This is a genomic window from Veillonella sp. T14073-2 (assembly GCF_002959875.1).
Lineage (GTDB): Bacteria > Bacillota > Negativicutes > Veillonellales > Veillonellaceae > Veillonella > Veillonella infantium.
Genome location: NZ_PPDC01000006.1, coordinates 520769 through 545996, shown reverse-complemented (window position 1 = coordinate 545996; position 25228 = coordinate 520769). Strand labels below are relative to the sequence as shown.

General features: G+C 37.2%; 40 protein-coding genes and 1 pseudogene. 37 read left to right on the top strand and 4 right to left on the bottom strand.

Annotated features, from left to right (window positions below):
* The first annotated feature begins 124 nt into the window (after nt 1-124).
* From VCHSUH04_RS06135 to VCHSUH04_RS10320, 4 genes and pseudogenes are all read left to right on the top strand, one after another.
* Complete coding sequence (locus VCHSUH04_RS06135; protein ID WP_105085792.1) at nt 125-1135, top strand: GspE/PulE family protein; 1011 nt, start codon at nt 125-127, stop codon at nt 1133-1135.
* Nucleotides 1119-2138 (top strand): type IV pilus twitching motility protein PilT, encoded by a 1020-nt coding sequence (locus VCHSUH04_RS06130; protein ID WP_024065660.1) that lies wholly within the window; start codon nt 1119-1121, stop codon nt 2136-2138. The genes VCHSUH04_RS06135 and VCHSUH04_RS06130 overlap by 17 nt, the downstream gene beginning before the upstream one ends.
* Before the next feature lie 8 nt (nt 2139-2146).
* The gene (locus tag VCHSUH04_RS06125; protein WP_105085791.1) at nt 2147-3322 is read left to right on the top strand and encodes a type II secretion system F family protein; all 1176 of its coding nucleotides are present in this window, start codon (nt 2147-2149) and stop codon (nt 3320-3322) included.
* Nucleotides 3323-3394: 72 nt separating this feature from the next.
* Nucleotides 3395-3688 (top strand): annotated as a pseudogene (locus VCHSUH04_RS10320) (prepilin-type N-terminal cleavage/methylation domain-containing protein); the annotation flags it as partial.
* Nucleotides 3689-3760: 72 nt separating this feature from the next.
* Here the strand turns inward: VCHSUH04_RS10320 and VCHSUH04_RS06115 are convergent.
* The 4 genes from VCHSUH04_RS06115 to VCHSUH04_RS06100 are packed head-to-tail and all read right to left on the bottom strand — an operon-like array spanning nt 3761 to nt 5796.
* A complete protein-coding gene (locus VCHSUH04_RS06115; RefSeq protein ID WP_105085790.1) occupies nt 3761-4831 on the bottom strand; it encodes a tyrosine-type recombinase/integrase in 1071 nt (356 codons plus the stop codon).
* Between the two features lie 8 nt (nt 4832-4839).
* Complete coding sequence (locus tag VCHSUH04_RS06110; RefSeq protein WP_105085789.1) at nt 4840-5097, bottom strand: ImmA/IrrE family metallo-endopeptidase; 258 nt, start codon at nt 5095-5097, stop codon at nt 4840-4842.
* Between the two features lie 56 nt (nt 5098-5153).
* On the bottom strand, nt 5154-5441 hold the full coding sequence (locus VCHSUH04_RS06105; protein ID WP_105085788.1) for a hypothetical protein: 288 nt from the start codon (nt 5439-5441) through the stop codon (nt 5154-5156).
* A gap of 1 nt (nt 5442) precedes the next feature.
* Nucleotides 5443-5796, bottom strand: a complete 354-nt coding sequence (locus tag VCHSUH04_RS06100; protein WP_105085787.1) for a helix-turn-helix transcriptional regulator — start codon at nt 5794-5796, stop codon at nt 5443-5445.
* 161 nt (nt 5797-5957) lie between these two features.
* On the opposite strand from VCHSUH04_RS06100, the gene VCHSUH04_RS06095 reads away from it, so the two are divergent.
* From VCHSUH04_RS06095 to VCHSUH04_RS05920, 33 genes are all read left to right on the top strand, one after another.
* Nucleotides 5958-6152, top strand: a complete 195-nt coding sequence (locus VCHSUH04_RS06095; RefSeq protein WP_105085786.1) for a toxin-antitoxin system, antitoxin component, Xre family protein — start codon at nt 5958-5960, stop codon at nt 6150-6152.
* A 34-nt stretch (nt 6153-6186) separates the two neighbouring features.
* Complete coding sequence (locus VCHSUH04_RS06090; protein WP_105085785.1) at nt 6187-6489, top strand: helix-turn-helix domain-containing protein; 303 nt, start codon at nt 6187-6189, stop codon at nt 6487-6489.
* On the top strand, nt 6482-6685 hold the full coding sequence (locus VCHSUH04_RS06085; protein WP_105085784.1) for a hypothetical protein: 204 nt from the start codon (nt 6482-6484) through the stop codon (nt 6683-6685). Before VCHSUH04_RS06090 ends, VCHSUH04_RS06085 begins: the two co-directional genes overlap by 8 nt.
* 77 nt (nt 6686-6762) lie before the next feature.
* Nucleotides 6763-7626 (top strand): DUF1351 domain-containing protein, encoded by an 864-nt coding sequence (locus tag VCHSUH04_RS06080; RefSeq protein ID WP_105085783.1) that lies wholly within the window; start codon nt 6763-6765, stop codon nt 7624-7626.
* Nucleotides 7627-8268 (top strand): hypothetical protein, encoded by a 642-nt coding sequence (locus VCHSUH04_RS06075; protein ID WP_105085782.1) that lies wholly within the window; start codon nt 7627-7629, stop codon nt 8266-8268.
* On the top strand, nt 8249-8806 hold the full coding sequence (locus VCHSUH04_RS06070; protein WP_105085781.1) for a hypothetical protein: 558 nt from the start codon (nt 8249-8251) through the stop codon (nt 8804-8806). Before VCHSUH04_RS06075 ends, VCHSUH04_RS06070 begins: the two co-directional genes overlap by 20 nt.
* Nucleotides 8781-9062, top strand: coding sequence for an HNH endonuclease (locus tag VCHSUH04_RS10430; RefSeq protein ID WP_105085780.1), 282 nt, complete (start codon nt 8781-8783; stop codon nt 9060-9062). The genes VCHSUH04_RS06070 and VCHSUH04_RS10430 overlap by 26 nt, the downstream gene beginning before the upstream one ends.
* On the top strand, nt 9037-9252 hold the full coding sequence (locus VCHSUH04_RS06060; RefSeq protein WP_105085779.1) for a hypothetical protein: 216 nt from the start codon (nt 9037-9039) through the stop codon (nt 9250-9252). The genes VCHSUH04_RS10430 and VCHSUH04_RS06060 overlap by 26 nt, the downstream gene beginning before the upstream one ends.
* 3 nt (nt 9253-9255) lie before the next feature.
* Entirely contained in the window at nt 9256-10074 is an 819-nt protein-coding gene (locus tag VCHSUH04_RS06055; protein WP_105085778.1) for a phage replisome organizer N-terminal domain-containing protein, read from the top strand.
* A 1-nt stretch (nt 10075) separates the two neighbouring features.
* Nucleotides 10076-10693 carry a hypothetical protein gene (locus VCHSUH04_RS06050; RefSeq protein WP_233188306.1) on the top strand — a complete coding sequence of 206 codons (618 nt, stop codon included), beginning with the start codon at nt 10076-10078 and terminating at the stop codon, nt 10691-10693.
* 2 nt (nt 10694-10695) lie between these two features.
* Nucleotides 10696-10914, top strand: coding sequence for a hypothetical protein (locus VCHSUH04_RS06045; protein ID WP_105085776.1), 219 nt, complete (start codon nt 10696-10698; stop codon nt 10912-10914).
* Between the two features lie 13 nt (nt 10915-10927).
* Nucleotides 10928-11356 (top strand): hypothetical protein, encoded by a 429-nt coding sequence (locus VCHSUH04_RS06040; RefSeq protein WP_105085775.1) that lies wholly within the window; start codon nt 10928-10930, stop codon nt 11354-11356.
* 8 nt (nt 11357-11364) lie between these two features.
* The gene (locus VCHSUH04_RS06035; protein ID WP_105085774.1) at nt 11365-11544 is read left to right on the top strand and encodes a hypothetical protein; all 180 of its coding nucleotides are present in this window, start codon (nt 11365-11367) and stop codon (nt 11542-11544) included.
* 11 nt (nt 11545-11555) lie between these two features.
* Complete coding sequence (locus VCHSUH04_RS06030) at nt 11556-11939, top strand: single-stranded DNA-binding protein (protein WP_105085773.1); 384 nt, start codon at nt 11556-11558, stop codon at nt 11937-11939.
* An 11-nt stretch (nt 11940-11950) separates the two neighbouring features.
* Nucleotides 11951-12334, top strand: coding sequence for a hypothetical protein (locus VCHSUH04_RS06025; RefSeq protein ID WP_105085772.1), 384 nt, complete (start codon nt 11951-11953; stop codon nt 12332-12334).
* 407 nt (nt 12335-12741) lie between these two features.
* A complete protein-coding gene (locus VCHSUH04_RS06020) occupies nt 12742-13320 on the top strand; it encodes a hypothetical protein (protein ID WP_199176434.1) in 579 nt (192 codons plus the stop codon).
* Nucleotides 13311-13658, top strand: coding sequence for a hypothetical protein (locus tag VCHSUH04_RS06015; protein WP_105085771.1), 348 nt, complete (start codon nt 13311-13313; stop codon nt 13656-13658). The genes VCHSUH04_RS06020 and VCHSUH04_RS06015 overlap by 10 nt, the downstream gene beginning before the upstream one ends.
* Nucleotides 13609-13929, top strand: a complete 321-nt coding sequence (locus VCHSUH04_RS06010; protein ID WP_146104565.1) for a hypothetical protein — start codon at nt 13609-13611, stop codon at nt 13927-13929. The genes VCHSUH04_RS06015 and VCHSUH04_RS06010 overlap by 50 nt, the downstream gene beginning before the upstream one ends.
* Complete coding sequence (dut, locus tag VCHSUH04_RS06005) at nt 13926-14357, top strand: dUTP diphosphatase (protein WP_158251480.1); 432 nt, start codon at nt 13926-13928, stop codon at nt 14355-14357. The genes VCHSUH04_RS06010 and dut overlap by 4 nt, the downstream gene beginning before the upstream one ends.
* 28 nt (nt 14358-14385) lie before the next feature.
* Nucleotides 14386-15807 (top strand): YadA-like family protein, encoded by a 1422-nt coding sequence (locus VCHSUH04_RS06000; RefSeq protein ID WP_158251479.1) that lies wholly within the window; start codon nt 14386-14388, stop codon nt 15805-15807.
* Nucleotides 15807-16043: a hypothetical protein gene (locus tag VCHSUH04_RS05995; RefSeq protein WP_105085767.1), complete on the top strand. Its 237-nt coding sequence runs from the start codon at nt 15807-15809 to the stop codon at nt 16041-16043. The genes VCHSUH04_RS06000 and VCHSUH04_RS05995 overlap by 1 nt, the downstream gene beginning before the upstream one ends.
* A 44-nt stretch (nt 16044-16087) precedes the next feature.
* A complete protein-coding gene (locus tag VCHSUH04_RS05990; RefSeq protein ID WP_105085766.1) occupies nt 16088-16384 on the top strand; it encodes a hypothetical protein in 297 nt (98 codons plus the stop codon).
* Nucleotides 16377-16628, top strand: coding sequence for a hypothetical protein (locus tag VCHSUH04_RS05985; RefSeq protein ID WP_105085765.1), 252 nt, complete (start codon nt 16377-16379; stop codon nt 16626-16628). Before VCHSUH04_RS05990 ends, VCHSUH04_RS05985 begins: the two co-directional genes overlap by 8 nt.
* Nucleotides 16629-16824: 196 nt before the next feature.
* Nucleotides 16825-17511 carry a hypothetical protein gene (locus VCHSUH04_RS05975; RefSeq protein WP_105085763.1) on the top strand — a complete coding sequence of 229 codons (687 nt, stop codon included), beginning with the start codon at nt 16825-16827 and terminating at the stop codon, nt 17509-17511.
* A gap of 10 nt (nt 17512-17521) precedes the next feature.
* Nucleotides 17522-17971, top strand: coding sequence for a hypothetical protein (locus VCHSUH04_RS05970; protein ID WP_105085762.1), 450 nt, complete (start codon nt 17522-17524; stop codon nt 17969-17971).
* A 1033-nt stretch (nt 17972-19004) separates the two neighbouring features.
* Nucleotides 19005-19205, top strand: coding sequence for a hypothetical protein (locus VCHSUH04_RS05960; RefSeq protein ID WP_105085760.1), 201 nt, complete (start codon nt 19005-19007; stop codon nt 19203-19205).
* Nucleotides 19206-19495: 290 nt separating this feature from the next.
* On the top strand, nt 19496-19936 hold the full coding sequence (locus VCHSUH04_RS05950; RefSeq protein WP_105085758.1) for a terminase small subunit: 441 nt from the start codon (nt 19496-19498) through the stop codon (nt 19934-19936).
* Nucleotides 19908-21368, top strand: coding sequence for a terminase (locus VCHSUH04_RS05945; protein WP_105085757.1), 1461 nt, complete (start codon nt 19908-19910; stop codon nt 21366-21368). Before VCHSUH04_RS05950 ends, VCHSUH04_RS05945 begins: the two co-directional genes overlap by 29 nt.
* 11 nt (nt 21369-21379) lie before the next feature.
* Nucleotides 21380-21562, top strand: a complete 183-nt coding sequence (locus VCHSUH04_RS05940) for a hypothetical protein (protein ID WP_105085756.1) — start codon at nt 21380-21382, stop codon at nt 21560-21562.
* A gap of 2 nt (nt 21563-21564) precedes the next feature.
* Nucleotides 21565-23286, top strand: a complete 1722-nt coding sequence (locus VCHSUH04_RS05935) for a portal protein (protein WP_105085755.1) — start codon at nt 21565-21567, stop codon at nt 23284-23286.
* A complete protein-coding gene (locus VCHSUH04_RS05930) occupies nt 23287-23592 on the top strand; it encodes a hypothetical protein (protein ID WP_105085754.1) in 306 nt (101 codons plus the stop codon). It begins immediately after the preceding gene.
* A gap of 5 nt (nt 23593-23597) precedes the next feature.
* The gene (locus VCHSUH04_RS05925; protein WP_105085753.1) at nt 23598-24224 is read left to right on the top strand and encodes a hypothetical protein; all 627 of its coding nucleotides are present in this window, start codon (nt 23598-23600) and stop codon (nt 24222-24224) included.
* A gap of 20 nt (nt 24225-24244) precedes the next feature.
* Entirely contained in the window at nt 24245-25228 is a 984-nt protein-coding gene (locus VCHSUH04_RS05920; protein ID WP_105085752.1) for a major capsid protein, read from the top strand.

The window sequence follows — 25228 nt, the reverse complement described above, 5'->3', positions numbered from 1 at the left end:
ATAGAAAAGTTTTCGCTTCGTGGATTTTTAAAAATAAAAAAGGGATTTTGGGGATGATGTCGAAACCTATAACGCCATACGCTAGTGTGAGGTAAAAACATACCGCAAGGTATAGGAGGTGACCATGTATGTAGACGTAACATTAGACGACATTATCCTATATGCTTTAGAACATCATGTCAGCGATATTCACTTTGATCCCACAAAAAGTGGTGTCCAAGTTCGGTTACGACAAGATGGATTACTACGAACAAATATGACTGTGTCTTCTGAAGAGGCTGAACTTATTATCAACCGCATCAAGGTTTGTAGTGCATTAGATATTAGTGAAAAGAGATTGCCTCAAGATGGTCGATGGGCTTGGAGCCATAAGGACAAAGCCGTAACTATGCGCGTATCTACTTTGCCCAGCTTATATGGTGAGACTTTGGTCTGCCGACTTATGGGAAATGAAGGAAGTCACAAAGACTTAACAGCATTAGGTATGCGTGCAGATATTTTTGAGCATATTAAACAATTACTAAAACGTCCTTATGGCTTACTTCTAATCTGTGGACCTACAGGTAGTGGTAAAACGGCTACTTTATATGCCATGTTACGCATGTTAAATCTAGAGGAAACAAAGCTCATATGTCTTGAAGATCCCGTAGAGGCTGAAATTAAAGGAGCCATACAAATTGGCATTAATGAGAAGATTGGCTTTACATTTGCCAAAGGGCTTAGATCAGTGCTACGGCAAGATCCAGATACGATTATGATTGGTGAAATCAGGGATAAGGAGACTGCAGAGCTGGCCGTTAAGTCTGCTTTAACAGGGCATCGAGTGTTATCTACAATTCATACTAACACAGCTATTGGTGTTGTAACGCGTCTCATGGATATGGGGGTAGAACCGTATTTAATACGGGCTACTTTAATGGGGGCAATAGCGCAACGTTTAGTTCGAAAATTTGATGGCACCACGTATCATGGACGGACTGCGCTCTTTGAATATTTAGAAATACCAACCAATTCAGTTCACTGGGATCAATTAGAAGCACATTTACTTTTATCACTAGAGGATTCCGCTCGTGAAGCTGTATCTCAGCATGTTACATCGATAGAGGAGGTGCATCGTTGTGGACTCATGCTGTAATAGTGGAAATTTAGAAACCATTGTTGAACAAGCAATACAATTATCATCCACAGATATTCATCTACAATGTGGTGAGCCTATCTATTTGCGACATGGTGATGGATTGAAGGCTACTTCGTTTATATGTACTACTATCTTAATTGAAGATATTTTACGACGTTGTGGTATAGCCTCTTATGAATGGCAATCTCTCGATGAAGCTTGTTCCTGTTGTGGCGTGCGTATACGTGTTCATCTATATAAGGCTAATCAAACGATATGTGGGACACTGCGGTTATTGTGCCATCAACAACTTAAGCTAGAGGATAACAGTGAAGGACATTTACTTCAAAAACTATGTGAAGCACATGATGGTCTATTGCTTGTATGCGGACCTACAGGTAGTGGGAAAAGTTTTACCTTAGCCTGTTGTATTGACTATATAAATCAAACTATGGAGCGCCATATCATTACCTTAGAAGACCCCATAGAATTTGAGTTTAAGCCTAAGAAATCTTTAATTCATCAACGTCAATTAGGTGCCGATATTAAGTCTATGTCTGACGGCATTCGAGATGCATTGCGGGAGGACCCAGATGTCATTATGGTAGGGGAACTGCGCGATAGAGAAACCTTGGAGGCTGCACTTCATGCGGCTGAAACGGGGCATCTTGTGATGGCCACTATGCATACGCAAAGGGCTGTGATGGCTGTTCACCGCATGATTTCACTATTTCCTGGTGAACAACAAGAGGAGATTCGCAGTCAAATATCTCAAGTGTTACGTGCTGTTATATGTCAACGACTCCTTAGGTGGAATAAAAAGTTTATTACCATTCGTGATATTTTGTTAAACACTCATGCAGTAGCAAATTTAATACGCACTCGTAAGGAACCGCAAATTATCTCTATTCAAGAAACACAACTGCCTATGAAAACACTAGAAATGGCCGTACGAGATGTAAAAGCACAATATGGAACGCAGCATCAACTACATACGCTATTAGATCAACAATTATCGTAGGTGCAGATATGGAGGCTTATGAATATGTCGTAAAAAATGAGAATAATGAAACAGTAAAAGGTTTAATGTGGGCAGATTCAGAACAGGAGGTCGGTACACGGTTAAAGCGCGATGGATACAAGATTTATAAAATCACTTTACAAGTAAATAAGAACAAGCATAAGTGGGATCATACCATGGTGGTAGATGTAACCTATCAATTAGGACTACTCATCGAGTCTGGTGTGCCTTTACGGAGGGCATTACAGTTACTATGTAATGGGAAGCGAGGGCTTTTATACACAGCCCTCTATGAATCGATTGAGAGAGGCCAAACCTTATCACAAGCATTGCGTAGTGAAGGCTGCCCTGCAATAGCCTTAGCACTACTAGAAAGTGGAGAGGCAGCAGGCACTTTAGGTGAAAGCTTACAATACATTTCACGTCACTATGACTGGGAACGACAATTGCGGCAAAAGGTTATCAGTGCTATTTCTTATCCGTTATTTCTACTTGTATTAATGAATATATTTTTTCTTGTTACCATCTTGTTTATTATCCCATCCTTTGAAAAGGTTTTTACTACCATGCATATTACATTACCATTGATGACGCGAGCCCTTTTTGCATTAGGACAAGGGTTAAAGAGTCATCCTATATTAGTCTTTATTATGCAGTGTGTAGGGATAGGTGCTTTGGTCTTTGCATACCATCAACATAGTATAAAACGCAAAGTACATCGTTGGCTTTGGCTGTTGGCTCACCGATACCAATGGATGACCTGCATTTACTATACAAGTATGCTAAAGGTTTGGGCCCTTTTGTTAGACTCTGGAATTTCTATTATTCATACTATGAATATCACAAGACCTTTATGGGGCAATATGTATGGAGCCGAATGTAGTGAGAAAGTAGAGGCAAAGTTATTAACTGGCCATTCTTTTGAAGAAAGCCTTAGAACTGAGAATATTGGAAATTCCTTTATATGGCAAATGATTTCTATTGGCGAGGAAAGTGGAGAGCTCGTTAAGATGCTACATCATTGTGGATATTACTATGAATCTATACTTTCAAAATATATCGCCCGACTAGAGAGACTTTTAGAACCAATTTTGCTAACTGTAATGGGAATTGGTGTAGCCGTTTTAGTTGTATCTGTTATGTATCCATTATTTACGTCTATTGCTAAGTTGGGAGGACAATAGCTATTTATAGTTAGCACAATAGAGGTCAATATAAATGGATAGCTGTTATTTAATCATTATAAGGAGGATATTATGAGTTCTGTTATACATATGGTTCATGGTTTAAATTCTCGATTAGAACTATGTGGTCAATGGGTTTTAGACCACTTACATATTTCTCGTGTTCGGGAAAATCTCAAGAAGTCGAGAAAAGGGGGCTTTACCCTTGTTGAGTTAATGGTTGTGGTAGCCGTTATTGCCATATTGGCAGCTATTGCGATGCCTCAATTCTTATCGGCTGCTGATAGAGCACGAAATGCGAAGGAAACGGCAGATATTCAAATAATTAAAAATGCAACGCAGCTCTATATGATCGTTAAAGATGTATGTATTAAGAAGTGCTTAATCACAGTATCTTTTAATGGTTGAATATCCAATTCGTCAAAAATCGTCAAAAAATTATTCAAAAATTTTAGCAACTGCATTTGATGCTGCTGCTTTCATTTCTTCATTGTAATGCACATACGTTTTCATCACCATTGCAGGTGTATCGCCTAGTAATGATGATACAGTTTTCACATCTAGTCCATTAGCTAATAGCTTTGTAGCATAGGTATGTCTTAGGTTATGTGCTGATAGGTTATCTCCAAAGCGTTTTAAGTATGTGTTTATTTGCCATTTAACACCATTTTTCTTATAGGGGTTCAAAACTAAACCATATTCAAATTCTAATTCATGAGATTTATACTCTATAAGTATGTTTTCTAATATAGGTGGAATTGGCAAAATTCGCACCGAATTGGCGGTTTTAGTTTTCTCAAAGGTGATAACACCTTTTCTGAAAGAAAGTTGCTTGTTGATGTGAATTTGGCGATTTTCTAGGGATATATCATTCCAAGTTAGTCCGTACACCTCACTAAACCTCATGCCAGTATATCGTGCTATTTGTAAAAAGTAATATGCTTGTGGATATTTTTCCCTTATGTACTTGGCGAATTGGTTTAAATCATCATCAGAGATTGTATGGATCATACTCTTTCGTTCAATACGTGGCAACCTAACACCATCACATGGGTTATCACTAATTATATTGTATGGGTTGATAGCTATATAGAATATCCTTTCCACTACCTTATAATACGAATTAATGGTAGTAGGTGAGTTAGCCATTTTATTTACCACATTTTGAATATGTAGCGGTTTAACATCTGATAACTTCATATCATGGATAGATTTGAAAGCACACACCGCATGACGATACATAACTAATGTATTGTGCGTAACGTGTGCCTTTTTTATTTCAAGGAACATATCCGCAAATTCCTTGAAAGTTAATTCTTTCAATTCTGTATCTTTGGTTAAGAGTGCAGTTTTGTCCAACTCTTTAACTATAACGTGTCCGTATTCCTTAGCCTCACGTTTAGTTTTAAAACCTTGTTTAGACTTTTGTTTCCATTTATAGCCGTCTTTATAGGCTACAATGATTTGAAAGCCTTTATCCTTTTTTCTGATAGTGAAATTGTATTGCATAATTCACCTCATAATATATGCGTGTAGAAGTTGATACCCTCAAACTCTATTTCCCTTGCGTGTGCCATTTTTTCTAATAAATCAATGTTAGCGTGGCTGAACATATCATCATTTAGAATATGACCTATCTCATGTAATATACCTTTTCGTTGTACATCAATAGGTTTATCACTATTAACTAAAATGGTATAAGTGCTATCATCGTTTAGTTTTAATACTGCATTTTGAGTTGGTCTTAACTTTGTGTAAATCAAAACTATATTCATATACATTCCCCCTTATGGGAGTATTGTATATCATCTTATGTGTATAATTTTTCGCATTATTTATTTGTGATTGAATGGAATATCCAAACCAATACAGAAGTTAGCCATATAGACATTGAAGAAACTATGCCTATACTTAATACAAAGTTGGGTTTGTAATTAATAAATAATACGTTTAATAGTACAGAAATAACCAACCACGGAACGAATGCAGTATATGATTTTTCTAGCTTGGAATAGAGTAATATAAATAATATAGTGGCTACGATACCTACAACACCTGCAACAGTAGGGTAACCAAAGAAATAAGCCACAATAGATATAACAGAGAATAGTAATTCCATATTATTTGCCCTCACGTTTCTTTAACATCTCAATCGTATTAATTACAAAATCAATATCATCTTTGGACATATCCTTACTAGCATCAAATAGTAATTTCAAATTAGGGTTATCTTTTACCGCTTGTGCGTATTCAGATACTTCACGATCATCATAATATTTCAAACCCATTAAATCTTCTGGTGTTGTATTTAAAGCTCTAGCGAAAGCAAATATTTTAGATTGAGCTAAATCAATTTTACCGCTTTCAATTTTAGCGATGCTGGTTCTATCTTTATAACCGACTTTTCTTGCTAAATCATCTTGCGACATTTTTAAGTTTTCTCTTAATGTTTTTATATTGTCATATAATGTCATGTCGTATCACCTCTTAACGCTATTATCTATTATGATTTTAAATGTAACGTGAAAAAAAATCAACTTTTATAATAAAAAGTGTTGACACATATTCACCATAATGTTATATTATGAGTGTGAATTAAATTCACACATAACAAAATACGAAAAGGGGGTGTAGAATGAACATCTTAAAGCAAATAATTGATAACAAGGGGTATAAGTTATCCCATGTAGCTAGTGAGTTAAGCCTTACTAGAGAGGGGTTTTACAAGAAGTTGAGAGGTGATACAGAGTTTAAGGCATCTGAAATTGCAAAGTTGGTTGAATTATTGAAACTAACTAGCAAGGAAACTAAAGATATTTTTTTTAAATAAAATAGTGAATTAAATTCACATAAGGGGATGAGATATGGAGAGCCTTGTATACACAGTAGAGCAAGTAGCCGAACTGTTACAAATCTCAACAACATCTGTATACAACCTAAGAAATGATGGAAAGCTAACACAACTACCAAATATAAGTGGTGTGAGATTTAACAGAAGAGAGGTTGAAGCACTAGCAGGTGTTGAAGATGAATATAACGCAATCGGTTACAGGAAACTACAAAGCGAGGTGGAAAGCCTAAGAAAAGAAAATCATAAGTTAAAGAGTGAAATAAAAAAAATCACCAGCCAAATGCTAGTGATTGTAGGAGATGATTTAGATGATTAAGTTGTGTTACGCACTAAGAACAATAACAGGGTTACTTGCTATTGGTGCGGTAGGAAGTATAGAACTAGACCAAATAGGTTTATGGACTGGGTTTTTACAAATGATGTTAGGTATAACCACATGGCTATTAACTGGCTATTGGTTAGATGAATGTAAATTTTATGAAAAGAAAAAAGTCCGCTATGAAAAGTGTTAGAAGAAGTTTAGCGGACTTGGTAGAGAATATGTGAAATATCTCTACTTATATTTTAGCACAGATATAAGGAGAATTAAATGGAAATTAATTTAACGCCGATTGTTAGTCAAAATCAACAAGTATTCAAGTGGAATAAAGATGAAATCAAATCTTACTTTGAGGCACAATTAGAAAAATACAAAGGACTTGTAGTTACAGAAGATAACTATAAAGAGATGGTAAGTGCTAAAAATGAAATCGTTAAATACAGAACAACACTTGATAAATTCTGTAAAGAGAAAAAACGAGAACTCAAAAGACCGATTGAGTTGTTTGAGGAAGAAGTAAACGAAGTATTGAAAGTTGTTTACGATGCAGAAAAACCACTTGCAGAACAAATCAAATACTTTGATGAAAAAGAGGCACAAGCTAAAACGGATGCTATCAATAAGTTTATCGAAAAGATGGTTGAAAAATATGGAGTGCGTGAAGAATACGCAAATCAACTTCAACACGATAAACGCTGGTTAAATAAAACTGCAAAGATGAAAGACATTGAAATCTCTATTGAGGGAATGATGATTGAGATTTCAAAAAGACAACAATCGGATGATGATTACAAACAAATCTTAGCAGAGAAAAAAGGCATGATTGAGTTTGTTGTAGATACTTGCAACCAACAATACGAATTAGCAACACCAATTACATTTGATGAATGTTGGGATGTTGTAAAAGATATGCCACTAGATCAAGCAAGAGAATTGATTAATGCAAAATTTGCTGAACGCAACGAAATGGAAGAGGCTGCACGAGCAAGCATCACAAATGAAACAGTTGAAAAAATCGAAGTTGTAGAAACTAAAACTGGTTTTACAGTAACTGTTTATGATTTAACGGAAGATGATGTAAAAGATTTAACTGATTTCTTAGAAATGCGTGGTTACAAGTACAAAGAGGTATAAATGGATAGTAGATATAATGCGGTAAAAACTGTACCGCAATCAGCATTAAAGATAATTGACTTTGGGAAATTGAAAGGGAAATATGACATTTCTCCTCAATGGCGATGGGAAATATTAACCGAAGTTTATGGGATGTGTGGTGTTGGTTGGTACTTTGACATTGTAGATACAGAACAAGTATTTGTCGAGGCTACTGGCGAAACAATGCTTTATGTAAAAGTAAATCTATATATCAAAGAGGGGAATGAGTGGAGTAAACCAATTCCCGGTTATGGTGGTGATTTCTTAATATACAAAGATAAAAATGGTTACCACGGAAATGATGAGGCTTTCAAAATGGCTGTTACAGATGCACTAGGTACTGCAGCAAAAATGATTGGTGTAGGTGCTGATGTATACCGAGGTTTACAAGATACGAAAATCAATGCAGCAGCCGAAAAAGAAAAGAAAGAAAAAGAATTTGACCCTCACAATGCATACGCAATCATATTGAAGATGGCAAATGAACATGGGTTAAACGAAGAGCAAGTAGCACACCAATTAACAGAAATGTTTGGTGTTGGTGTGATTGATAACATTACAAGAAATCAAATGTCAAAACTTTATGACTGGGTAAAAGGTTATGAAGTGGACAACAAATAACATCGAAACATTAAGAAGTCCGCTTGGTGTAATGGTAGTAATACCAGCACCACATGACAATGATCTAAACAAGCTAGATAAAGACAAAGAATACGTGATTGAGATTAAAAAGAAATCAAAATCACGTAGTATGAACGCTAATTCATACTGCTGGGTTCTATGTCAAAAGATAGCGGAAGAGTTAAGTAAGACAGGGTACACATCAAAAGAAGATGTGTATAGAAAAGCAATTAAAGATTGTAGCCACTTTAGTTATGTGCCAGTACGTGAAGATGCCATAGAGAGATACATCCAAATATGGCAAGGACACGGAATAGGGTGGATAGCCGAAGATGCTGGCGAATGCCAAAGTCTAAAAGGGTATCACAACATAATGTGTTACCACGGCAGCAGCGTATACAACACAAAAGAAATGGCAAGGCTTATTGATTGTTTAACGGATGAATGTGAACAACTAGGTATTAAGTTAGAACCTAGTGAGTACATTCAATCACTCATAGAGGGGTGGGAGAGTGAACAACAGAAAGAAAAGGGATAACAAATTATATTCAGTAACACGAAAACAAGCCTATGAACGTGATAATGGACAATGCGTTATATGTGGCTACAGAGCAGAACAATGCCATCACATAGTATTCCGTTCACAAGGTGGTTTAAGTGATTTAAGAAATCTAGCTTGCTTGTGTATGCAATGCCACAATCAAGCACATGGAGTGTTTGCAAAAGAGATACGCAAGCACTTATTAGAGGAAATAGAAAAGAGGACTGATGAATATGAAAAAATGCAAAATTAATGGATATGAAAAATTGGATATGGTAAGAGCATTAATCAATGCAAGACTTGGTTATTACAAACGTAAACAAGGAGATAAAACATTTCATCAAGATATTATCGACGAATTAGAGTGTATCAATGAAGTTGTCTATGCTGGGTTGAACTCATTCTTACGTGAAGTTGTAGAAGAAAAATTAAGTAAGGAATAGCCTATGGCAGAACCTAAAAGATATTTTTGGTTGAAGTTGCATAAAGATTTCTTCAAAAGAAAAGAGATAAAGCGATTACGTAAGATTGCTGGCGGTGATACATACACGATCATATACCTAGAAATGATGCTCCGTTCAATCATGGATGATGGCAAACTATTCTTTGACGGCTTAGAAGATGATTTCGCATCTGAACTAGCATTAGACCTAGATGAAGATGAAGAAAACGTAAAAATCACCATACAATACCTATTAAAAACAGGATTGTTAGAAATACGTTCTGATGAAGAATACTATCTACCAGATACCAAAGATAGTACAGGGTGCGAAACCGCAGTAGCTAGCAGGGTTCGTAGGCATCGAGAAAAGAAAAAAGCGTTACAATGTAACACCGATGTAACACAAGTGAAACATTTGTGTAACGGAGAGATAGAGAAAGAGTTAGAGAAAGAGTTAGAGATAGAGATAGATAGTAGTGCAAAAAGCACTACAACAAAACGCAAGCGTTTTGAAAAACCTACTCTATCTGAAATAAAAGCATACTGCATTGAAAGAAATAACAATGTAAACGCTGAACAATTCTTTGACTACTATGAAAGCAACGGTTGGAAAGTAGGAAAGAACTCCATGAAAGATTGGAAAGCAGCCGTTCGGACTTGGGAACGTAGTGAATACAGAAAACCTAATTCTAAAAAGAATAGCAAGGAAGATGCAATCAATGTAGTTAATAACTTGATGAATAAGTTAGGGGGTGTAGATACTGAACAACCAACAACAGACTTTGAAAGCACTATCGATGTTACAGATAGCGTGGTCTACTGATATGTCAGAACAACGCATGATGTTATATGTAACAAAGTTATCTAATGTGAACCATGTAACACTTGAACAGGCAATCAGCAATCTGATTGATAGATGTAAATTCTTGCCTACGATTGCAGAAATTAGAGAGGAATGTTCCGCATTAAGTGCCTTTGTAAATGCACATGAGGAACTACCGACTGCACAAGATGCATGGGAAAGGGTGTATCAAGTAGCACGATCATATGGCTACGAAAAGGGGTTAGACAAATTAGAGGGGATAACAAAACAATGTGCCAAAGCAATTTGGAAATCGTTTGACCCTCAAAACGGCGATAACTTCAACGAAACATCATGCAGGGCGCAGTTTGTTAAAAACTACGAAGTGCAAGAAACAAGAGAACGTGAACGATTGAGATTGTCTAACTCAATTAAAGATAATCACTTGTTATTAAAAGCAAGAGAAAAAGCAGAACGTGAACGTGCATTGATTGGTGCAGGTCAAAAGAAAATAGAAATGACCTCTACTGGAAATTTGGTAGAGGTCGCAAAAGAGCCAGTTGATGTAGCAGAAATAATCAATAAAAGCAAAATATCCGATAAAGGGAAAGCGTTACTTAAACAGGCAATAGGGGGGTAAACATGAGGGAAAGAGTGAAAGAGTTTGATGTAAGCGTGAATGTTAATTTCAATGTTATCTTTCAAGTGTTGGCAAATAACGAGGCACAAGCGATGGTAAAGATTGAAAACCTACTTGAAATCATGCGTAACGAAGCAACAGTCGATTGCCACATTCATCCTAACTATGATGTGTACGTAGATGATTGTGAAGCTGAACTAAACCAGCTTAGTTATTGGTGAGGAGTGATAGATTATGTTAGTTAAAGATGAAACAAAATATTGCTGGGTTGAGGATGAAGTAGCTGGCGAACCACAAGATAGCATTAAAGAGGCTATTGAAGATTATTTAGAATACAATAAAGATTCGTTTGGTGCGTGTGATAGTGATCGTGGTTATTTAGGTGAAAATGATATTGTGTCAGTAAGAATAGGTCATCCTTATCATTATGTGCCAGAAGTAGACGGCGAGCGTGTAATTTGGAATGTATGTGATTATGACTTGGATGATGAAATCGCAGAATGGTCAGACGATTACATGAAAGATGTTAAAAAAGAACATATTGATGAACTAAGTGAAGAATTAACAAAGGTATTCCAAGCATGGGAAAAACGCCATAGATACGAGAATATAGGGTATGTAGTGCTAGGAACAAAAATATATCGTATCGCAGATTATGTTTAGGGGGATAAATGCTAAGTAAAAAAAGAAAAATGGTTATAACTATTGAGATACCTCTAAACGTGGAAACACAAGAAGAGGCAACTCAACAGATGCAAATGATTATGAAAGCGGATGCAAGAACCTTTGAAAGCCTAGAGGAAATCATCAAGGTATACAAAGGCACAATGTGCATCGAACAAAAGATTTAAAGGAGTAATGAATGAATACAGTACAAATCTTAGGTAATTTAACACGTGATCCAGAAGTGCGCTACACACAATCTGGAAAAGCAGTAGCCACTTTCAACGTAGCAGCAACCAATACTTTCACATCGAGCGATGGTGAAACAAAAGAACAAACCGCTTTCATCAACTGTGTAGCATGGGGAAAGCTAGGAGAAAGCATTGGTAATTTGCGTAAAGGCAATAGAGTGTTCGTTGAGGGTAGACTTCAAACACGTTCATACGAAACACAAGATGGACAAAAACGATATGTAACAGAAGTAGTGGCAAACTTTGTAGGTACATCACTAACAAATGATGATGGTGCATCTAGTAACTTTGATAGTTTTGAGCAACCACAAGATGAAAACGTTCCGTTTTAAGAGGTGAAAATATGCTAGTAAAAAACGAGAATGAGTGGTGTTGGTGCATTGATGAGTATGTAGGATATCCGCATAAAAGCATTGAAGATGCGGTCAAGGAAGTTACGGATACTTACCCAGCTGATGAGATACCAAAACTTAGAGTTGGGAACCCGTATTATTATGTTCCTACTGTTGATGCAGAGCGTGTAATTGAAGATATTTATAGTAGTGATCTTGACGATGAAATTGCGGAATGGTCGGAAGATTATTTGCTAGATGTAAAACAAGAACATATAGACGAATTGCAAAAGGAATTAACCGATGTATTTCGTAAGTGGGAAAAACGCCATGGATACACCAATACTTCATTTGTAGTATTTGAAACTATAAACCCTTTTAATGATAAGGTCTGAAAAATGAATGCACCATGTAAGGGATGCGAATACAGAGAGGTAGCTTGCCACGTTAAGTGTCCAGCTTACCGAATGTATAAGCAGAAAAGGGAAACGATGTAAGAAAACGCAATCAAACGAAACGATGTAATAGCGTACTTGGGAAATAACGTAAAGAAAGTTAAACATCGTATGCGTAAGGCGAAATATGGATGTACTGTGAATGACTAGAGGTGAGTGAAACAGAGGATGCATATATGGGGGTTATTTGATGATGGCAACGGCTGCTATCGTCAAGCGGTAGATGAATATAACGTGAATGTGGGGGGGGGCAACACTCAATCACATCAATAGGTATTGGTGATGCGTGTATCAACCAAGACCTTGCAGTTAATACGCTACATAAACCTAACGCACTATGGGAACAGTTGGACAAGCTAGATAGACCAGATGTTATTCTAGCAAGTCCGCCTTGTGAAAGTTGGAGCGTAGCAAGTGCCATGAAAGGTGGCAATGCGTGTTGGAAACAAGAAAAGGATATGACTATCAACTTGTTTGGTGAATATGAACAAGGCAGTAAATTCACAATCAGAAATCATGCTGACTATGAAAACTACCAATTCAAGTATGACAAGTCATTCTTAACACGCATCAATGGTGAAATGTGTATCTATAATACATTGAAAATCATTGAGCGATACCAGCCTAGGGTATTCGTGATTGAAAACCCAGCATATGGGCGGATATGGGAGTATATCGAGAATGTAATAGGGTTCGATATTCCTTATGAGAACCTAACATATTACAACAACTACGATTACCCAGTTAAGAAACCTACAAAGTTTGGTAGTAATATCGATTTGAAACTACTCAAAGATGATATGAAAAACCAAATCAAATTTAACAAGTTGAACATAAAAGGGATAAATCGATACAACATGAGGTCGCATATTCCGTTGGAGTTAGTAAAGGATATTTTAAAGAGGTGTGATGATCATTGCCAATAAACAGTAAGGATAAAGGTAAACGTGGCGAACGAATGTGGCGTGATGTATGTAGAGCCAATGGGTTCGATAAAGTACGGCGAACTGCACAATATTGCGGTAACACAGGCGATGCCAGCGACTGCATCGGACTACCTAACATACATCAAGAGGTCAAATTCGTTGAAAACCTAAATGTGCGTAAAGCCTATGAACAAGCGGAACACGATGCAATAGCTGCTGATAATGGAGATATACCTATTGTGGCATGGAAGAAAAGCAATCAGAAATGGCTTGTAATCATGAGTGCAGATGATTGGTTTAGATTATATAAGGAAAGTGAGTGGAGCAATGGCGGTTAATATGAGTGAGTTTGTGCCTGACAATAACCTTAACTGGTTAGCACTAGCAGCTTGTGTATACGGAAATATAAGTGCTGGCAGAGCGTTGTGTTGTTTAGGCTTAAAAGGCACAAAACCACAGAAAACATATACACGTGTAAGTGATTTAGATGGAAATTCATTATTGCAAATGCACAACGCTGGAATGTCATTAAGGGCAATTAGCTATCAAGTAGGAGCAGATTATAAAACAGTAAAACGTGCATTGATGATGTTAGGGGTGGAATTTTGATTGAACAAATAAAAGTAAAATTGGTTAGTGAATACGCACAACTACCAACAAGAGGTAGTGAAGATGCAGCTGGTTTAGATTTGTATTGTCCATTTCATATTAAAGTGCCTGCAGATAGTCAAAAGAAAATACCGCTAGGAGTGGCGGTAGAAATACCAAAGGGGCATATGGGGTTATTAGTGCCACGTAGCAGTATGAGCAAAACACCGCTAAGATGTGCCAATAGTGTAGGCATTATTGATGCTGACTATAGAGGTGAACTAAGCATTGCATATGAAAACGTATCTTGTAATGACTACACAATCTTTAGATGTGATCGCATCGCACAATTAATCATCGTACCTGTAGCAATGGTTGATGTATTAGAAGTAGATGAATTAACCGAAACAGAACGAGGTTCTGGCGGTTATGGCAGTACTGGTAAATAAATTAATTAACATAAAAGGAGAAATTAACATGAACAAAAAATTAGTAGTAGCAACAATGGCAGTAATGGCAGTAACAGGTAGCACGTTTGCAAATGGTTTGGTGGTAGGTCAAGTGGAACCGAACACTACCGCACCAGTAGTTAGCGGTTATAACTCCGCTGCATTAGGTGTAAATACAGTAGTTACAGGTACAAGTACAATCGTTTTAGGTCGAGATAATAAAGTTAGCGGTAACGATACAACAGTTATCGGTGCTAACAATGGCACAGTAAGTGCGAACCAAACGACAATCATTGGTTATAATAACAAAACAAATAGCAACCAAGAGCAAGTGGTGATTGGTGCTAATTCTGAAACCGCTGGTCAAGGTGCAACAGTAGTAGGCACTCATGGTAAAGCTACGGCATGGGATGCTTACGCTATTGGTAATAACACAGTAGCAGATAAAAGTAATAGTGTAGCATTGGGTACTAATTCCGTAACAGATGACCCAGTACCTACACAACAAGTAGTATTGAATGGGGTAACCCATGTATTCGCTGGGGAAAACCCTCAATCTGTAGTGAGTGTAGGTTCTAAAGACAGAGCAGGGTTCGGTGGTGTGAAATATTACAATCGCCAAATTACAAATGTAGCAGCAGGACAAGTTGATGCAGCATCTACAGATGCGGTAAATGGTAGTCAACTATACGCTGCATATGATGAAATCGCATCTATGGGTGCAAAACTTGCGAAACACGATAAAGATATTAAGTGCTTGAATATCCGTGTAGACCGCAATGTAAATAACATCAAGAATTTAACCGATAAGGTGGATAACAATTACACAACGATTACTAACTCTATCAACGCAACAAACGAGCGTGTAGGGGTAAATTCTAAAGCTATTCAAGGGAATAGAGCATTAATTAATGCTAATACTGATGCAATTAAAGTAAACGCTGGCAACATCAAGGCGAATACAGATGCTATTAATAATCACACAACGATCATTAACAACCATGCACAAGTTTTACAATCTCACGAACAAACATTAGTTGACCACGGAAACGCTATTGCAGACCATGAAAACCGCATTACAAGTTTAGAACGTGGTTTGACTAACAATGTAGACCGTGAAATTGGTAAAGCTGGTGCAGCCAATGCAGCGTTATCCGCATTGCACTATCTAGGCTACAACAAAGACGATAAAATGACATTCTCCGTAGGGTATGGTCATTACAAAGGACATAGCGCAGTAGCACTTGGTGGTTTCTATGCACCAAATGAACACGTAATGTTTAGCGTAGGTACAACATTAGGTAGTGAACGTATGGTAAATGCTAGTGTAAACTTCCGACTTGGTAAAGGTTCTGAATATGAACTTAACCACAAAGGCAAAATCAAAGAACTTGAAACCTTGGTTAATCAATTAGTAGCAGAAGTGGAAACATTGAAAGCGAGTAAATAATGAATGATATTGAACGAGATATTAGAAAAATAAATATTGAATGTGAAATCGCAAGGTTAGAAAATGAACGTAGAATATCAAGACTTGCAATGGCAAGAAATTTAGCAATGCTTGATGCAGAACGAAAGTGTAGAAATGAAAACTTGTTTACGCTTTTATCAACAGGTGCATTGATATGGGTGTTCGTGTTATTGATTTGTATAACAATCATGATGTTTCTACCATTATTTAAGTAAAGGATATGGGCGGTGAAATATCCGCCCTATCATAATAGGTGAGTATGAGAATTTATAACGATATAGAAAGAATTGGCATAAAAGATACGATTTACACATTGCAACGTGCTTTGACATTTGTTTATAACGATGAGTTGCTAGAACCTAAAATTATCCATGAATTTGATAGATTTAGGTTAATCTACAAATACGGCAATATAAATATAGGTATAGAATTACCGCTGATTGAATTAAGAGGTTTAAATCTTACATTAGAGCAGCTTGCGTTGGATATAAAGAAACGAGTTATATCACAATATAGATATGAAATCGATAAACAATATGGCGGTGTGTATGATTAATTTAGAGTTGTTATCTAGTGCTTTAACAATAGTTATAGCAGATACCATTATTAAACCTAAAATTGAAGTTAATGATGGTAGTGTAAAAATCATATATGAGTTTTCAGGGATGACTATCACAGAGTTATCGACTGTGTTTGAAATAGAACAATGTTTTAGGTTAGATTTCTTTGTAGAAAAAGTTACTCTTAAAATAAAACACCAAATCTACAACTCTATGTCAGAAAGGTATATTGTTAGATGACGAACTATAGCGGTTATGTTGAACACTCCGACTTTTACATAAGACCTCAAAGTTACCAAGATGCATTTGATTTCTTGTGCCAGCTTGCGGTAGAGAGTGATGAGAATACATTTTATATCGGTAAAGTTGTAGATGATGGATATGATTTTTACTTGGAAGATGAAGTGATGTTTGTTTGGAATGAGGATAAAGGAGCGTGGGTGAGGACTTGATTGGAGATAGAATTTTTTTCAATAACGATAAATTCGCAATAGATATTAATGGTGAAGTATGTAAACCAACCATAAAAGAAGATGTGTGTAAGTGCATATTCTTCTATAAACATAAAGAAAAGTGGGTTAGATTTGAGTGTTTGTTGTGTGGTATTGAAAATGCAACTGATGAAAAAGTTGAAAGTATCAAACAATTTGCCAAAGGGTTCTTTGTAAAGGAGAGTGAAAAAAGTATGATCACAGATAAACAAGGTAGAGAGTGGTTACTTCAAAAGTTATATGATGATGGCTGGAAATATTATGTTAAGAATATCGGTGATACTGCATTTGTAACAACCAAAAGACCAATTATGAATGACGGCATATTAGATATAAATAGTGGCGGTCATGTGAAGTGTATTAATAACATAAGCAAAATAATGCCTAAAATAGAGCGTAATGAAGTGTTAGACATTGCAGAAGAATTAGGTATTGTTGATTGGTCGAAAGTAGAAGTTGATACACCGATTTTTGTAAGAAATAGCATTGCCGAAGTGTGGAAGTGTAGGTATTTTGCCGAATATGAAGATGGAAAAGTGTATACGTGGCGTGATGGAAAGACATCTTGGAGCAATGTAGTATCTGATAGACCTGTTGCTTGGGGATATGCGGAGTTAGCATTTAAAGGGTGAGGTGAAGTGTTTGGGAGAATATGACGAAAAGAAACTAATAGAAATGGCGGTTGAGTACCTACAACCAGTAAAGCTAATTGATGTACAGATTGCATCTATCAAGGAAGAAATCAATCAACTAAGAGCGAACCTTACATCCATAGGTGCTATTGATTACTCAAAAGACCGAGTAACAGGCGGTGGAACTCCGCAAGGCTTAGAGGGTAGCATAGCTAGATTTCTTGATACAGTCGCTGAACGTGATAAGCGTATTGATGAATTATCAAAGTTAAAATGCGATGCGATCACTAAGATAGATAGCCTAGACGAAAAGCTGGGGGCAATCATCTTGCGTTATGAGTTTGTACTCAACAATACAACAGAAGATGCTTATAAGATGATTGGGTGTTACTCAACTAAACAGGCGAAACGATACAAGCAAAAAGCATTATTGGAGTTTGGGCGAAAACTTGTCCAGTAATGTCCGCAAATGTCCGTGAATGTCCATATACCTATAGTTTGCTATTAGGTATAATATATATGTAGAAGTTGCCACTAAGCGACTACTACTCACTCTTTCCTTAGGACATCAAACACAACAACAAGCACGCCCATAAAAGAGCGTGCCTTTGTTGTATATGGGCGAAATGTGGTGTAGAAAAATTCATCGATGGACACAGAGTAGCAGCGCAACCATAATTGATTACTAAGGAAACAACACTATACTTTTTTCTAATTTCAATTTTGAAGTATGTGTTAAGACAAAAACTTTATATGTGAATTTTACTGCAAACTGATACAGGGTGAGTCGAATATCATCGAGCATAGCTTATACATTATACATTTACAGATACGAACTTACCCTTTATTGGTTACACATTGAATACTGACAACTAGCAGCCTCCAAAAGAAACTTATTCATATTCTTGTTGTTACTTAACCTAACACGATTACGATCCATCAAATTGTTAGTTGTTGGTATTGAGTGTGTAATGATTGTTGAAAACTAGGTGTGTTATTTCCAACTTTGTATTTCTTTATTCACAGTTGAACTCCAAATTGCGTAAATTGTCATATCATCAACACACCTAGTTTTGAGTGATTATTGAAAACTGGAGTTATATTTGTTTCCTAGGTACTTAACACACGATATAGAGTTTTAGAAGAAATGCTAATTCCTATGTGTTACATCGACAAGAGAGCGATGGTATAACTTCGGTTTTGAATAATTAACATAAACAAAATGAATAAACTTATCACAAAATGGGGTATATCTACGTGGATATATCTCATTTTTTGTATAAATCTATCAGAGGGCGCAAAATGACACAGATACATTGCGATAGAAAACATTGTCTAAACAATGACAAATATGGCATCTGTACTGCCAACGTAATCGAATACAACGGAAGATGCCAAACATATATTGCGCATAGTGGCGCAAGCAAAAATAAATGTGGCTTATGTGTTAGATCACATGGCAAACTAAAAAGGAAAGGTGGCGAAGTACTGAAATGATTAAAGCAATTAAACAATTCATTGAAGATAGAAAACTATTCAAACAAGCAGCAAAGAACTTAAACGATAAAGAACTACAGGCTAAAGCTAAATACGCATACGAACATCGTGGCGATAACATGATTACAATCATCGATGGACTAGCTATTGTATGTGCGGTACTAATCTTAATCGGCATTGTGTGGTGTTGGATGTGAATTATCAACCAACGATAAAGAAACTATTAACCGCATTACGGATGAATGGTAGACGATATGTAGTCGATACAAGGCAATCATGGAGTAAATACGATAAGCCGTGCAAGATATATATTGTCAGTCGAATGTACACAGAGGAAGAGTACAAACTAACATTTCCTCATAAGTACAAAAAAGGTAAGACCTTTAAAGAGAAACAACTCTATAAGAAAGAAAGTGAGTATAGCAGTACTAAGCAACATGAAGTACTGCTATTTTTAGTTAGAACATATAAAGGTGGTGATTGATATATGGCAGATGCTAGTAAACTAACAAAAAAAGAACGAATATTTGCAGATGAATATATCAAGACTACCAACGCAACACAGAGTGCTATTAAGGCTGGATATGCAGAAAATAGTGCAAGTGTAACAGGGAGTAAGATGCTAAGAAAACCTAAGGTACGCCAATATATAGATGCGGTGATGTCAGAACGTAGTAAAAACACAATCGCAACGGCTGACGAAGTATTGGAGTACCTAACTAAGGTTATGAACGGCGAAGAAAAAGATGCATTTGGACTAGATGTATCTGTAGCGGATAGAACAAAAGCAGCGGAATTATTAGGCAAACGGCATATGCTATTTACTGATAAGGTGAAACTAGATGCAGAAATAGAGATTGATATATCCGATAGGATGAAACAAGCAAGGGTGAAATCAGATGAAGTACAACAAGGCACAACTGATTGATGCGTTGGGTTCGTTTACTCATGATCCATTAGGCTTTGTATATTTCGCTTTCCCTTGGGGTGAAAAAGGAACACCCTTAGAAAACTTTGATGGTCCTGACGAATGGCAAGTTAAGACTTTCAAGAAAATAAGTGAAGAACTACGTAAGGGAAAGTCATTAGCTAAAGCAATACAAATTGCAGTTGCATCAGGTCATGGTATTGGGAAGTCCGCTTTTTCTTCATTGTTAATTTTGTTTGCTATTGCTACGCATGAGAATACAAGGGGTGTAGTTACTGCTAATACTGATACACAGTTAAAGTCTAAGACTTGGGCTGAGTTAAATAAGTGGTACAACTTGTTTATAGGTAAGGAACTATTCACCTATACTGCAACCGCTTTGTTTAGTGCTGATAAACAGTATGAGAAAACATGGCGGATAGATGCTATTCCGTGGAGTGAAAGCAACCCTGAAGCATTTGCAGGCTTACACAATCAAGGTAACAGAATACTTATCATCTTTGACGAAGCATCCGCAATATCTGACAAGATATGGGAAGTAACAGAGGGTGCATTAACAGATAAGGAAACAGAAATTATCTGGTGTGTATTTGGTAACCCTACACGTAATAGTGGTAGGTTTAGAGAATGTTTCAGAAAACATCGTAACTATTGGACTACTTATCAAATTGATAGCCGTACTGTTAAAATCTCAAACAAAGCCAAATTGCAAGAATGGGTGGATATACATGGTGAGGATAGCGACTTTGTAAAGGTGCGTGTTAGAGGGTTATTCCCTAGTGCATCTGATACACAGTTTATATCCGCATCAATCGTAGATGAAGCACAAAGGCGAATATATAAGCCTACTGATTTTGTTAATCTACCAACGATTATTGGTGTTGACCCAGCATGGACTGGTGGCGATACGTTAGAAATCGTAATGCGACAAGGCTATTCAATGAAGTGTTTGGCAACCATTGAAAAGAATGACGATGATATGCGAATGGCTAACCTAATAGCACAATTCGAGGATGAATACAAAGCAGATGCGGTGTTCATTGACCAAGGCTACGGAACTGGTATATACAGTATCGGTAAATCAATGGGTAGAAAGTGGCGGTTAGTTGCGTTTGGGGGTAAGGCACCTAATGATATGTATCTCAACATGAGAGCGTATATGTGGGGCGAAATGAAAGACTGGCTAAAAGAGGGCGGTTCTATTCCACCTAATGACCAAGGGTTATATGACGATTTAACAAGTCCAGAGGCTATTATCGATAAGAATGGACGAATACAACTTGAAAGTAAAAAGGATATGAAAGAACGTGGCTTACCATCTCCAAACAAAGGCGATGCGTTAGCCTTGACCTTTGCATTCAAGGTCAATAAAAAAGTGAATGCAGGGAGTAGGGTTCATGCTAACACAGAGTATGATCCATTTAAAAGATAAGGGGTGATTAAATGTGCATGAAAAATAAGATGCCTGATACGCCAATGCCAGCACCAGCACCGACTGTACAAACAGATGATGCTACTACAACAACTGGTGAGGAATGGTATTCCAAGAAAAAGAAGAATAAGAAAGGCTTTGATAGTACTATCTTATCTACGGCAACTGGCACTAAAACAACATTAGGGGGTTAATAATGCAAGGTACTATTTTATCAACGCTTGCTAGACAACCTACGGACAAACTACCGCAGAAGAAAGACTATAGCAAAATCAAAGCGAAGTTTAAGTCGATGTTCGATAATCGTCAGAAGTACATATCTAGGTGGAAAGACATTCGAGATTATCAGTTGCCTTTCCTAGGTGTGTTTGATGATGAACAAGACCAATCGAAAGTCTACACCGATAAGATTAATAATGGTGTGGCTTGGGAAAGTTGCCAAATATTTGCTAGTGGTGTAATGAGTGGCATGACACCGCCTAGCCGTAAGTGGTTTAAACTCACGCTAGAAAACGCTGAATTAGCTGCTAATAGTAAGGTGGCGGAAGTATTAGACGATAGGGAACAGATATTATACGCAGTATTTGCTAAGTCTAATTTCTACAACACAGTACATCAAACCTATATGGAGTTGCCATTTGGCCAAGCACCTATGAGTATCATGCCAGATGCAAAAGTAGGTGTGCGGTTCACATCTTACCCTATCGGTACATATGCATTAGAGTGTGGCAGTAATGGTGATGTAAATACATTTGGTAGACGATACCGCATGACTACTGACCAATTAGTGGAAGAGTTTGGTTATGATGCTTGCCCTGATAAAGTCAAACGTGCATATGACGATGGCAAAGGTAATGCAAGTACTTTTGTTGTATGCTGGTTGGTTATGCCTAACAAAGACCGCAACGGAAAACTAGGCAATAAGAATATGCCTTATTCCTCTATCTATTGGGTAGAGGGTAGTAACACAGATGAAATTTTGCGACATAGTGGGTTTGAGGAATGGGCAATACCAATCGCAAGACACACTACACATGATCTAAGCGGTTATGGTAAAGGGTGTGCATGGTTCGCACAGTCAGATGCACAGATGTTACAACTCTTAGAGAAAGATTTAGTAACGGCTATTGAACTTGGTATTAAACCACCTATGAGTGCATCATCTGGTGTAATCGGTAGTGTAAATCTATTTCCGGGCGGTGTAACGGAAGTAGACACTAACGAAAAGGTAGAACCAATCTTCAATGTAGGAATTGATGTTGCTAACGTACAAGCTAAGATACAGTTTGTATCTGAAAGCATTAAACGTGCTTATAGTGCTGACTTATTCTTAATGCTTGATAACCTTGATGCAGGGCAAATGACCGCACGTGAGGTTATGGAGCGCACACAAGAAAAGATGCAACAATTAGGTCCTGTCGTTGAACGATTACAAAGTGAGTTTTTAAACCCAATCATTGAACGTACTTATGGCATCTTGGATAGAGCTGGAATATTTCCACCGATTGACGATGAAGCAGCGGAAATGCTAAATGGTTTGGATGTGAAGATTGAATACATTTCACCATTAGCACAAGCACAGAAAATGTCATCCTTGGTTAATATTGAACAGTACTATGCGTTCATCATGTCATTAGCACAGGGCAATGCTAACATCGTTCAGAAATTCAACTTTGAAGAAGCAGCCGATATTTATGGTGTGAACTTGGGTGTACCTATTAAGGTTATTCGTTCCAACGATGAGTATCAACAAATCATGGAACAACAACAACAAGCACAACAAGAGCAAGAGGAACAAGCACAAGCATTACAAATGGCACAACTAGCACCTCAAATGGCTGGTGCTGCTAAACAAGCAACAGATGCAGCCAATGATGGAAACCCAGTAATGCAACAGTTAATGGGTATGGGGGTGTAGATGAAAACAAAACAAGAATATATTCGTGATCGTGATATTGATGCACTTAACCACGTACTAAGTTCTGAACTTGGTAGGTGGTTTTTTTGTAGGCTTTTAGACCGAACCAATATTTTAAAACAATCATTCACAGGTAATTCCGAAACATTCTTCAACGAGGGAAAACGAAAAGTAGGGTTAGCGTACATGAATGATTTAGGAAGTATTGGTGATGGGGTAGAGGGTGTTAAGAAATATCACCAAGCACAACTTGAATATATCGAACAACAAAAAATATTTGAAGAATTAACAAAGAAAGGTGAATAACCACAATGGCAGAAGAATTAGAACAAGGCACGAATGATAACACAACGAGTGCGGAAAGTGGTACACCACAAGAACAAAACACGAATGATAGCGGTACTTTGCTAGGTAGCAACCCTGATGGTGCTAACCAAGAAACTGCACCAGCAGAACAAATCAAATATGATTTTGCACCAGCATTTGAAGATGGTGTAGTTGATGAAAACATCGCTAATGAATTTACCAAGCTATTGCATGGTGTAAATGCAACACAGGAACAAGCTGTAGAGTTAGCTAAATTTGGTTCTAAATATGGTACAAACCTTGTAACCGCTTACGAGGAACAACGGCAACAAGCAGAACAGAAACAATATGCGGACTATGCAGCACATACCAAAGAGGTGCTAGGTGCTAAGTTTGACGAAACAGTAGCGCAAGCATCTGTAGGTGTGGAAGCAGTAGAAAAGGAAATTCCAAACATTCGTGAAATCTTATCTCAAAACGGACTAGGTAATCGTTTAGAGGTAATTCAATTATTCGCACACATCGCCAATATGGCAGGTGAGGATAACAATTCTAACAATGGTAAAGCTGGTAATACGTATATCACAGAAGAAGAACGAGCAAAAATGCTTTACCCATCTATGAGTAAGTAATTGATTAAAAGGAGTAATACATGGCTACAATCGGTACTATGAACCCAACACTTTTGGATGTGCAATCTAGATTAGATCCTAATAATGCAGTTGCACAAATTATTGAAATGATGAACCAAACAAATGAAATCGTACAAGATATGACTATGGTTGAGGGCAACTTACCTACAGGTCATAAAACAACTGTACGTACTGGCTTGCCAGAAGCTACATGGCGTATGCTTAACTATGGTGTTAAACCTAGTAAATCTAAAACAAAACAAGTAACAGATACTTGCGGTATGTTGGAAGCGTATGCAGAGATTGATAAATCTTTGGCAGACCTTAACGGCAACTCCGCAGCGTTCCGCTTGTCAGAAGATTACGCTTTCTTGGAAGCAATGAACCAAGAATGGGCATCTACTCTTTTCTATGGTGATGAAAATTCCCCTGAAAAGTTTGTAGGCTTGGCAGCACGCTACAATGACAAAGCTGCAGAAAGTGGTAAAAACATTATCGATGCAGGCGGTACTGCAAATCTTACATCTATCTACCTTGTAGTATGGGGTAAAAACACAGTACATGGTATCTATCCTAAAGGTTCTATGGGTGGTATTTCCCATAAAGACTTAGGTGAACAAACATTGTTTGATGCTGATGGCGGTCGCTACCAAGGCTATCGTACACACTACAAACTTGATACAGGTTTGACTGTACGTGATTGGAGATATGTTGTACGTATCGCTAATATCGATGTTAATGCATTAACTAAAGATGCTAAAACTGGTGCTGACTTAATCAACTTGATGATTAAAGCGGAAGAACTTATTCCTAATATGGGTATGGGTCGTGCGGTATGGTACATGAACCCAACTGTACGTACATTCTTACGTATGCAAAAGAACGAGGCACACAAATACACTATTTCCGAAGACCAAGAAATGGGTCATACAGTAGTACGTGCTAATGGCATTCCTGTACGTAAGACTGATGCGTTAATCTCTACAGAAGCACGTGTACAATAA

Bases quoted from the DNA above. Each gene is read 5' to 3' on its own strand.
- VCHSUH04_RS05930 (WP_105085754.1), top strand. From the start codon at position 23,287: ATGAAAACAAAACAAGAATATATTCGTGATCGTGATATTGATGCACTT.
- VCHSUH04_RS05985 (WP_105085765.1), top strand. From the start codon at position 16,377: ATGATTAATTTAGAGTTGTTATCTAGTGCTTTAACAATAGTTATAGCA.
- VCHSUH04_RS06025 (WP_105085772.1), top strand. From the start codon at position 11,951: ATGCTAGTAAAAAACGAGAATGAGTGGTGTTGGTGCATTGATGAGTAT.
- VCHSUH04_RS05935 (WP_105085755.1), top strand. From the start codon at position 21,565: ATGCAAGGTACTATTTTATCAACGCTTGCTAGACAACCTACGGACAAA.
- VCHSUH04_RS06060 (WP_105085779.1), top strand. From the start codon at position 9,037: ATGAATATGAAAAAATGCAAAATTAATGGATATGAAAAATTGGATATG.
- VCHSUH04_RS05995 (WP_105085767.1), top strand. From the start codon at position 15,807: ATGAATGATATTGAACGAGATATTAGAAAAATAAATATTGAATGTGAA.
- VCHSUH04_RS06080 (WP_105085783.1), top strand. From the start codon at position 6,763: ATGGAAATTAATTTAACGCCGATTGTTAGTCAAAATCAACAAGTATTC.
- VCHSUH04_RS06095 (WP_105085786.1), top strand. From the start codon at position 5,958: ATGAACATCTTAAAGCAAATAATTGATAACAAGGGGTATAAGTTATCC.
- VCHSUH04_RS06045 (WP_105085776.1), top strand. From the start codon at position 10,696: ATGAGGGAAAGAGTGAAAGAGTTTGATGTAAGCGTGAATGTTAATTTC.
- VCHSUH04_RS06100 (WP_105085787.1), bottom strand. From the start codon at position 5,796: ATGACATTATATGACAATATAAAAACATTAAGAGAAAACTTAAAAATG.
- VCHSUH04_RS06070 (WP_105085781.1), top strand. From the start codon at position 8,249: ATGAAGTGGACAACAAATAACATCGAAACATTAAGAAGTCCGCTTGGT.
- VCHSUH04_RS05960 (WP_105085760.1), top strand. From the start codon at position 19,005: ATGATTAAAGCAATTAAACAATTCATTGAAGATAGAAAACTATTCAAA.
- VCHSUH04_RS06075 (WP_105085782.1), top strand. From the start codon at position 7,627: ATGGATAGTAGATATAATGCGGTAAAAACTGTACCGCAATCAGCATTA.
- VCHSUH04_RS06030 (WP_105085773.1), top strand. From the start codon at position 11,556: ATGAATACAGTACAAATCTTAGGTAATTTAACACGTGATCCAGAAGTG.
- VCHSUH04_RS06010 (WP_146104565.1), top strand. From the start codon at position 13,609: ATGATTGGTTTAGATTATATAAGGAAAGTGAGTGGAGCAATGGCGGTT.
- VCHSUH04_RS06105 (WP_105085788.1), bottom strand. From the start codon at position 5,441: ATGGAATTACTATTCTCTGTTATATCTATTGTGGCTTATTTCTTTGGT.
- VCHSUH04_RS06110 (WP_105085789.1), bottom strand. From the start codon at position 5,097: ATGAATATAGTTTTGATTTACACAAAGTTAAGACCAACTCAAAATGCA.
- VCHSUH04_RS06040 (WP_105085775.1), top strand. From the start codon at position 10,928: ATGTTAGTTAAAGATGAAACAAAATATTGCTGGGTTGAGGATGAAGTA.
- VCHSUH04_RS05950 (WP_105085758.1), top strand. From the start codon at position 19,496: ATGGCAGATGCTAGTAAACTAACAAAAAAAGAACGAATATTTGCAGAT.
- VCHSUH04_RS06035 (WP_105085774.1), top strand. From the start codon at position 11,365: ATGCTAAGTAAAAAAAGAAAAATGGTTATAACTATTGAGATACCTCTA.
- VCHSUH04_RS05945 (WP_105085757.1), top strand. From the start codon at position 19,908: ATGAAGTACAACAAGGCACAACTGATTGATGCGTTGGGTTCGTTTACT.
- VCHSUH04_RS06085 (WP_105085784.1), top strand. From the start codon at position 6,482: ATGATTAAGTTGTGTTACGCACTAAGAACAATAACAGGGTTACTTGCT.
- VCHSUH04_RS05940 (WP_105085756.1), top strand. From the start codon at position 21,380: ATGTGCATGAAAAATAAGATGCCTGATACGCCAATGCCAGCACCAGCA.
- VCHSUH04_RS05920 (WP_105085752.1), top strand. From the start codon at position 24,245: ATGGCTACAATCGGTACTATGAACCCAACACTTTTGGATGTGCAATCT.
- VCHSUH04_RS06050 (WP_233188306.1), top strand. From the start codon at position 10,076: ATGTCAGAACAACGCATGATGTTATATGTAACAAAGTTATCTAATGTG.
- VCHSUH04_RS05925 (WP_105085753.1), top strand. From the start codon at position 23,598: ATGGCAGAAGAATTAGAACAAGGCACGAATGATAACACAACGAGTGCG.
- VCHSUH04_RS06000 (WP_158251479.1), top strand. From the start codon at position 14,386: ATGAACAAAAAATTAGTAGTAGCAACAATGGCAGTAATGGCAGTAACA.
- VCHSUH04_RS06135 (WP_105085792.1), top strand. From the start codon at position 125: ATGTATGTAGACGTAACATTAGACGACATTATCCTATATGCTTTAGAA.
- VCHSUH04_RS05990 (WP_105085766.1), top strand. From the start codon at position 16,088: ATGAGAATTTATAACGATATAGAAAGAATTGGCATAAAAGATACGATT.
- VCHSUH04_RS06090 (WP_105085785.1), top strand. From the start codon at position 6,187: ATGGAGAGCCTTGTATACACAGTAGAGCAAGTAGCCGAACTGTTACAA.
- VCHSUH04_RS06125 (WP_105085791.1), top strand. From the start codon at position 2,147: ATGGAGGCTTATGAATATGTCGTAAAAAATGAGAATAATGAAACAGTA.
- VCHSUH04_RS06055 (WP_105085778.1), top strand. From the start codon at position 9,256: ATGGCAGAACCTAAAAGATATTTTTGGTTGAAGTTGCATAAAGATTTC.
- VCHSUH04_RS06115 (WP_105085790.1), bottom strand. From the start codon at position 4,831: ATGCAATACAATTTCACTATCAGAAAAAAGGATAAAGGCTTTCAAATC.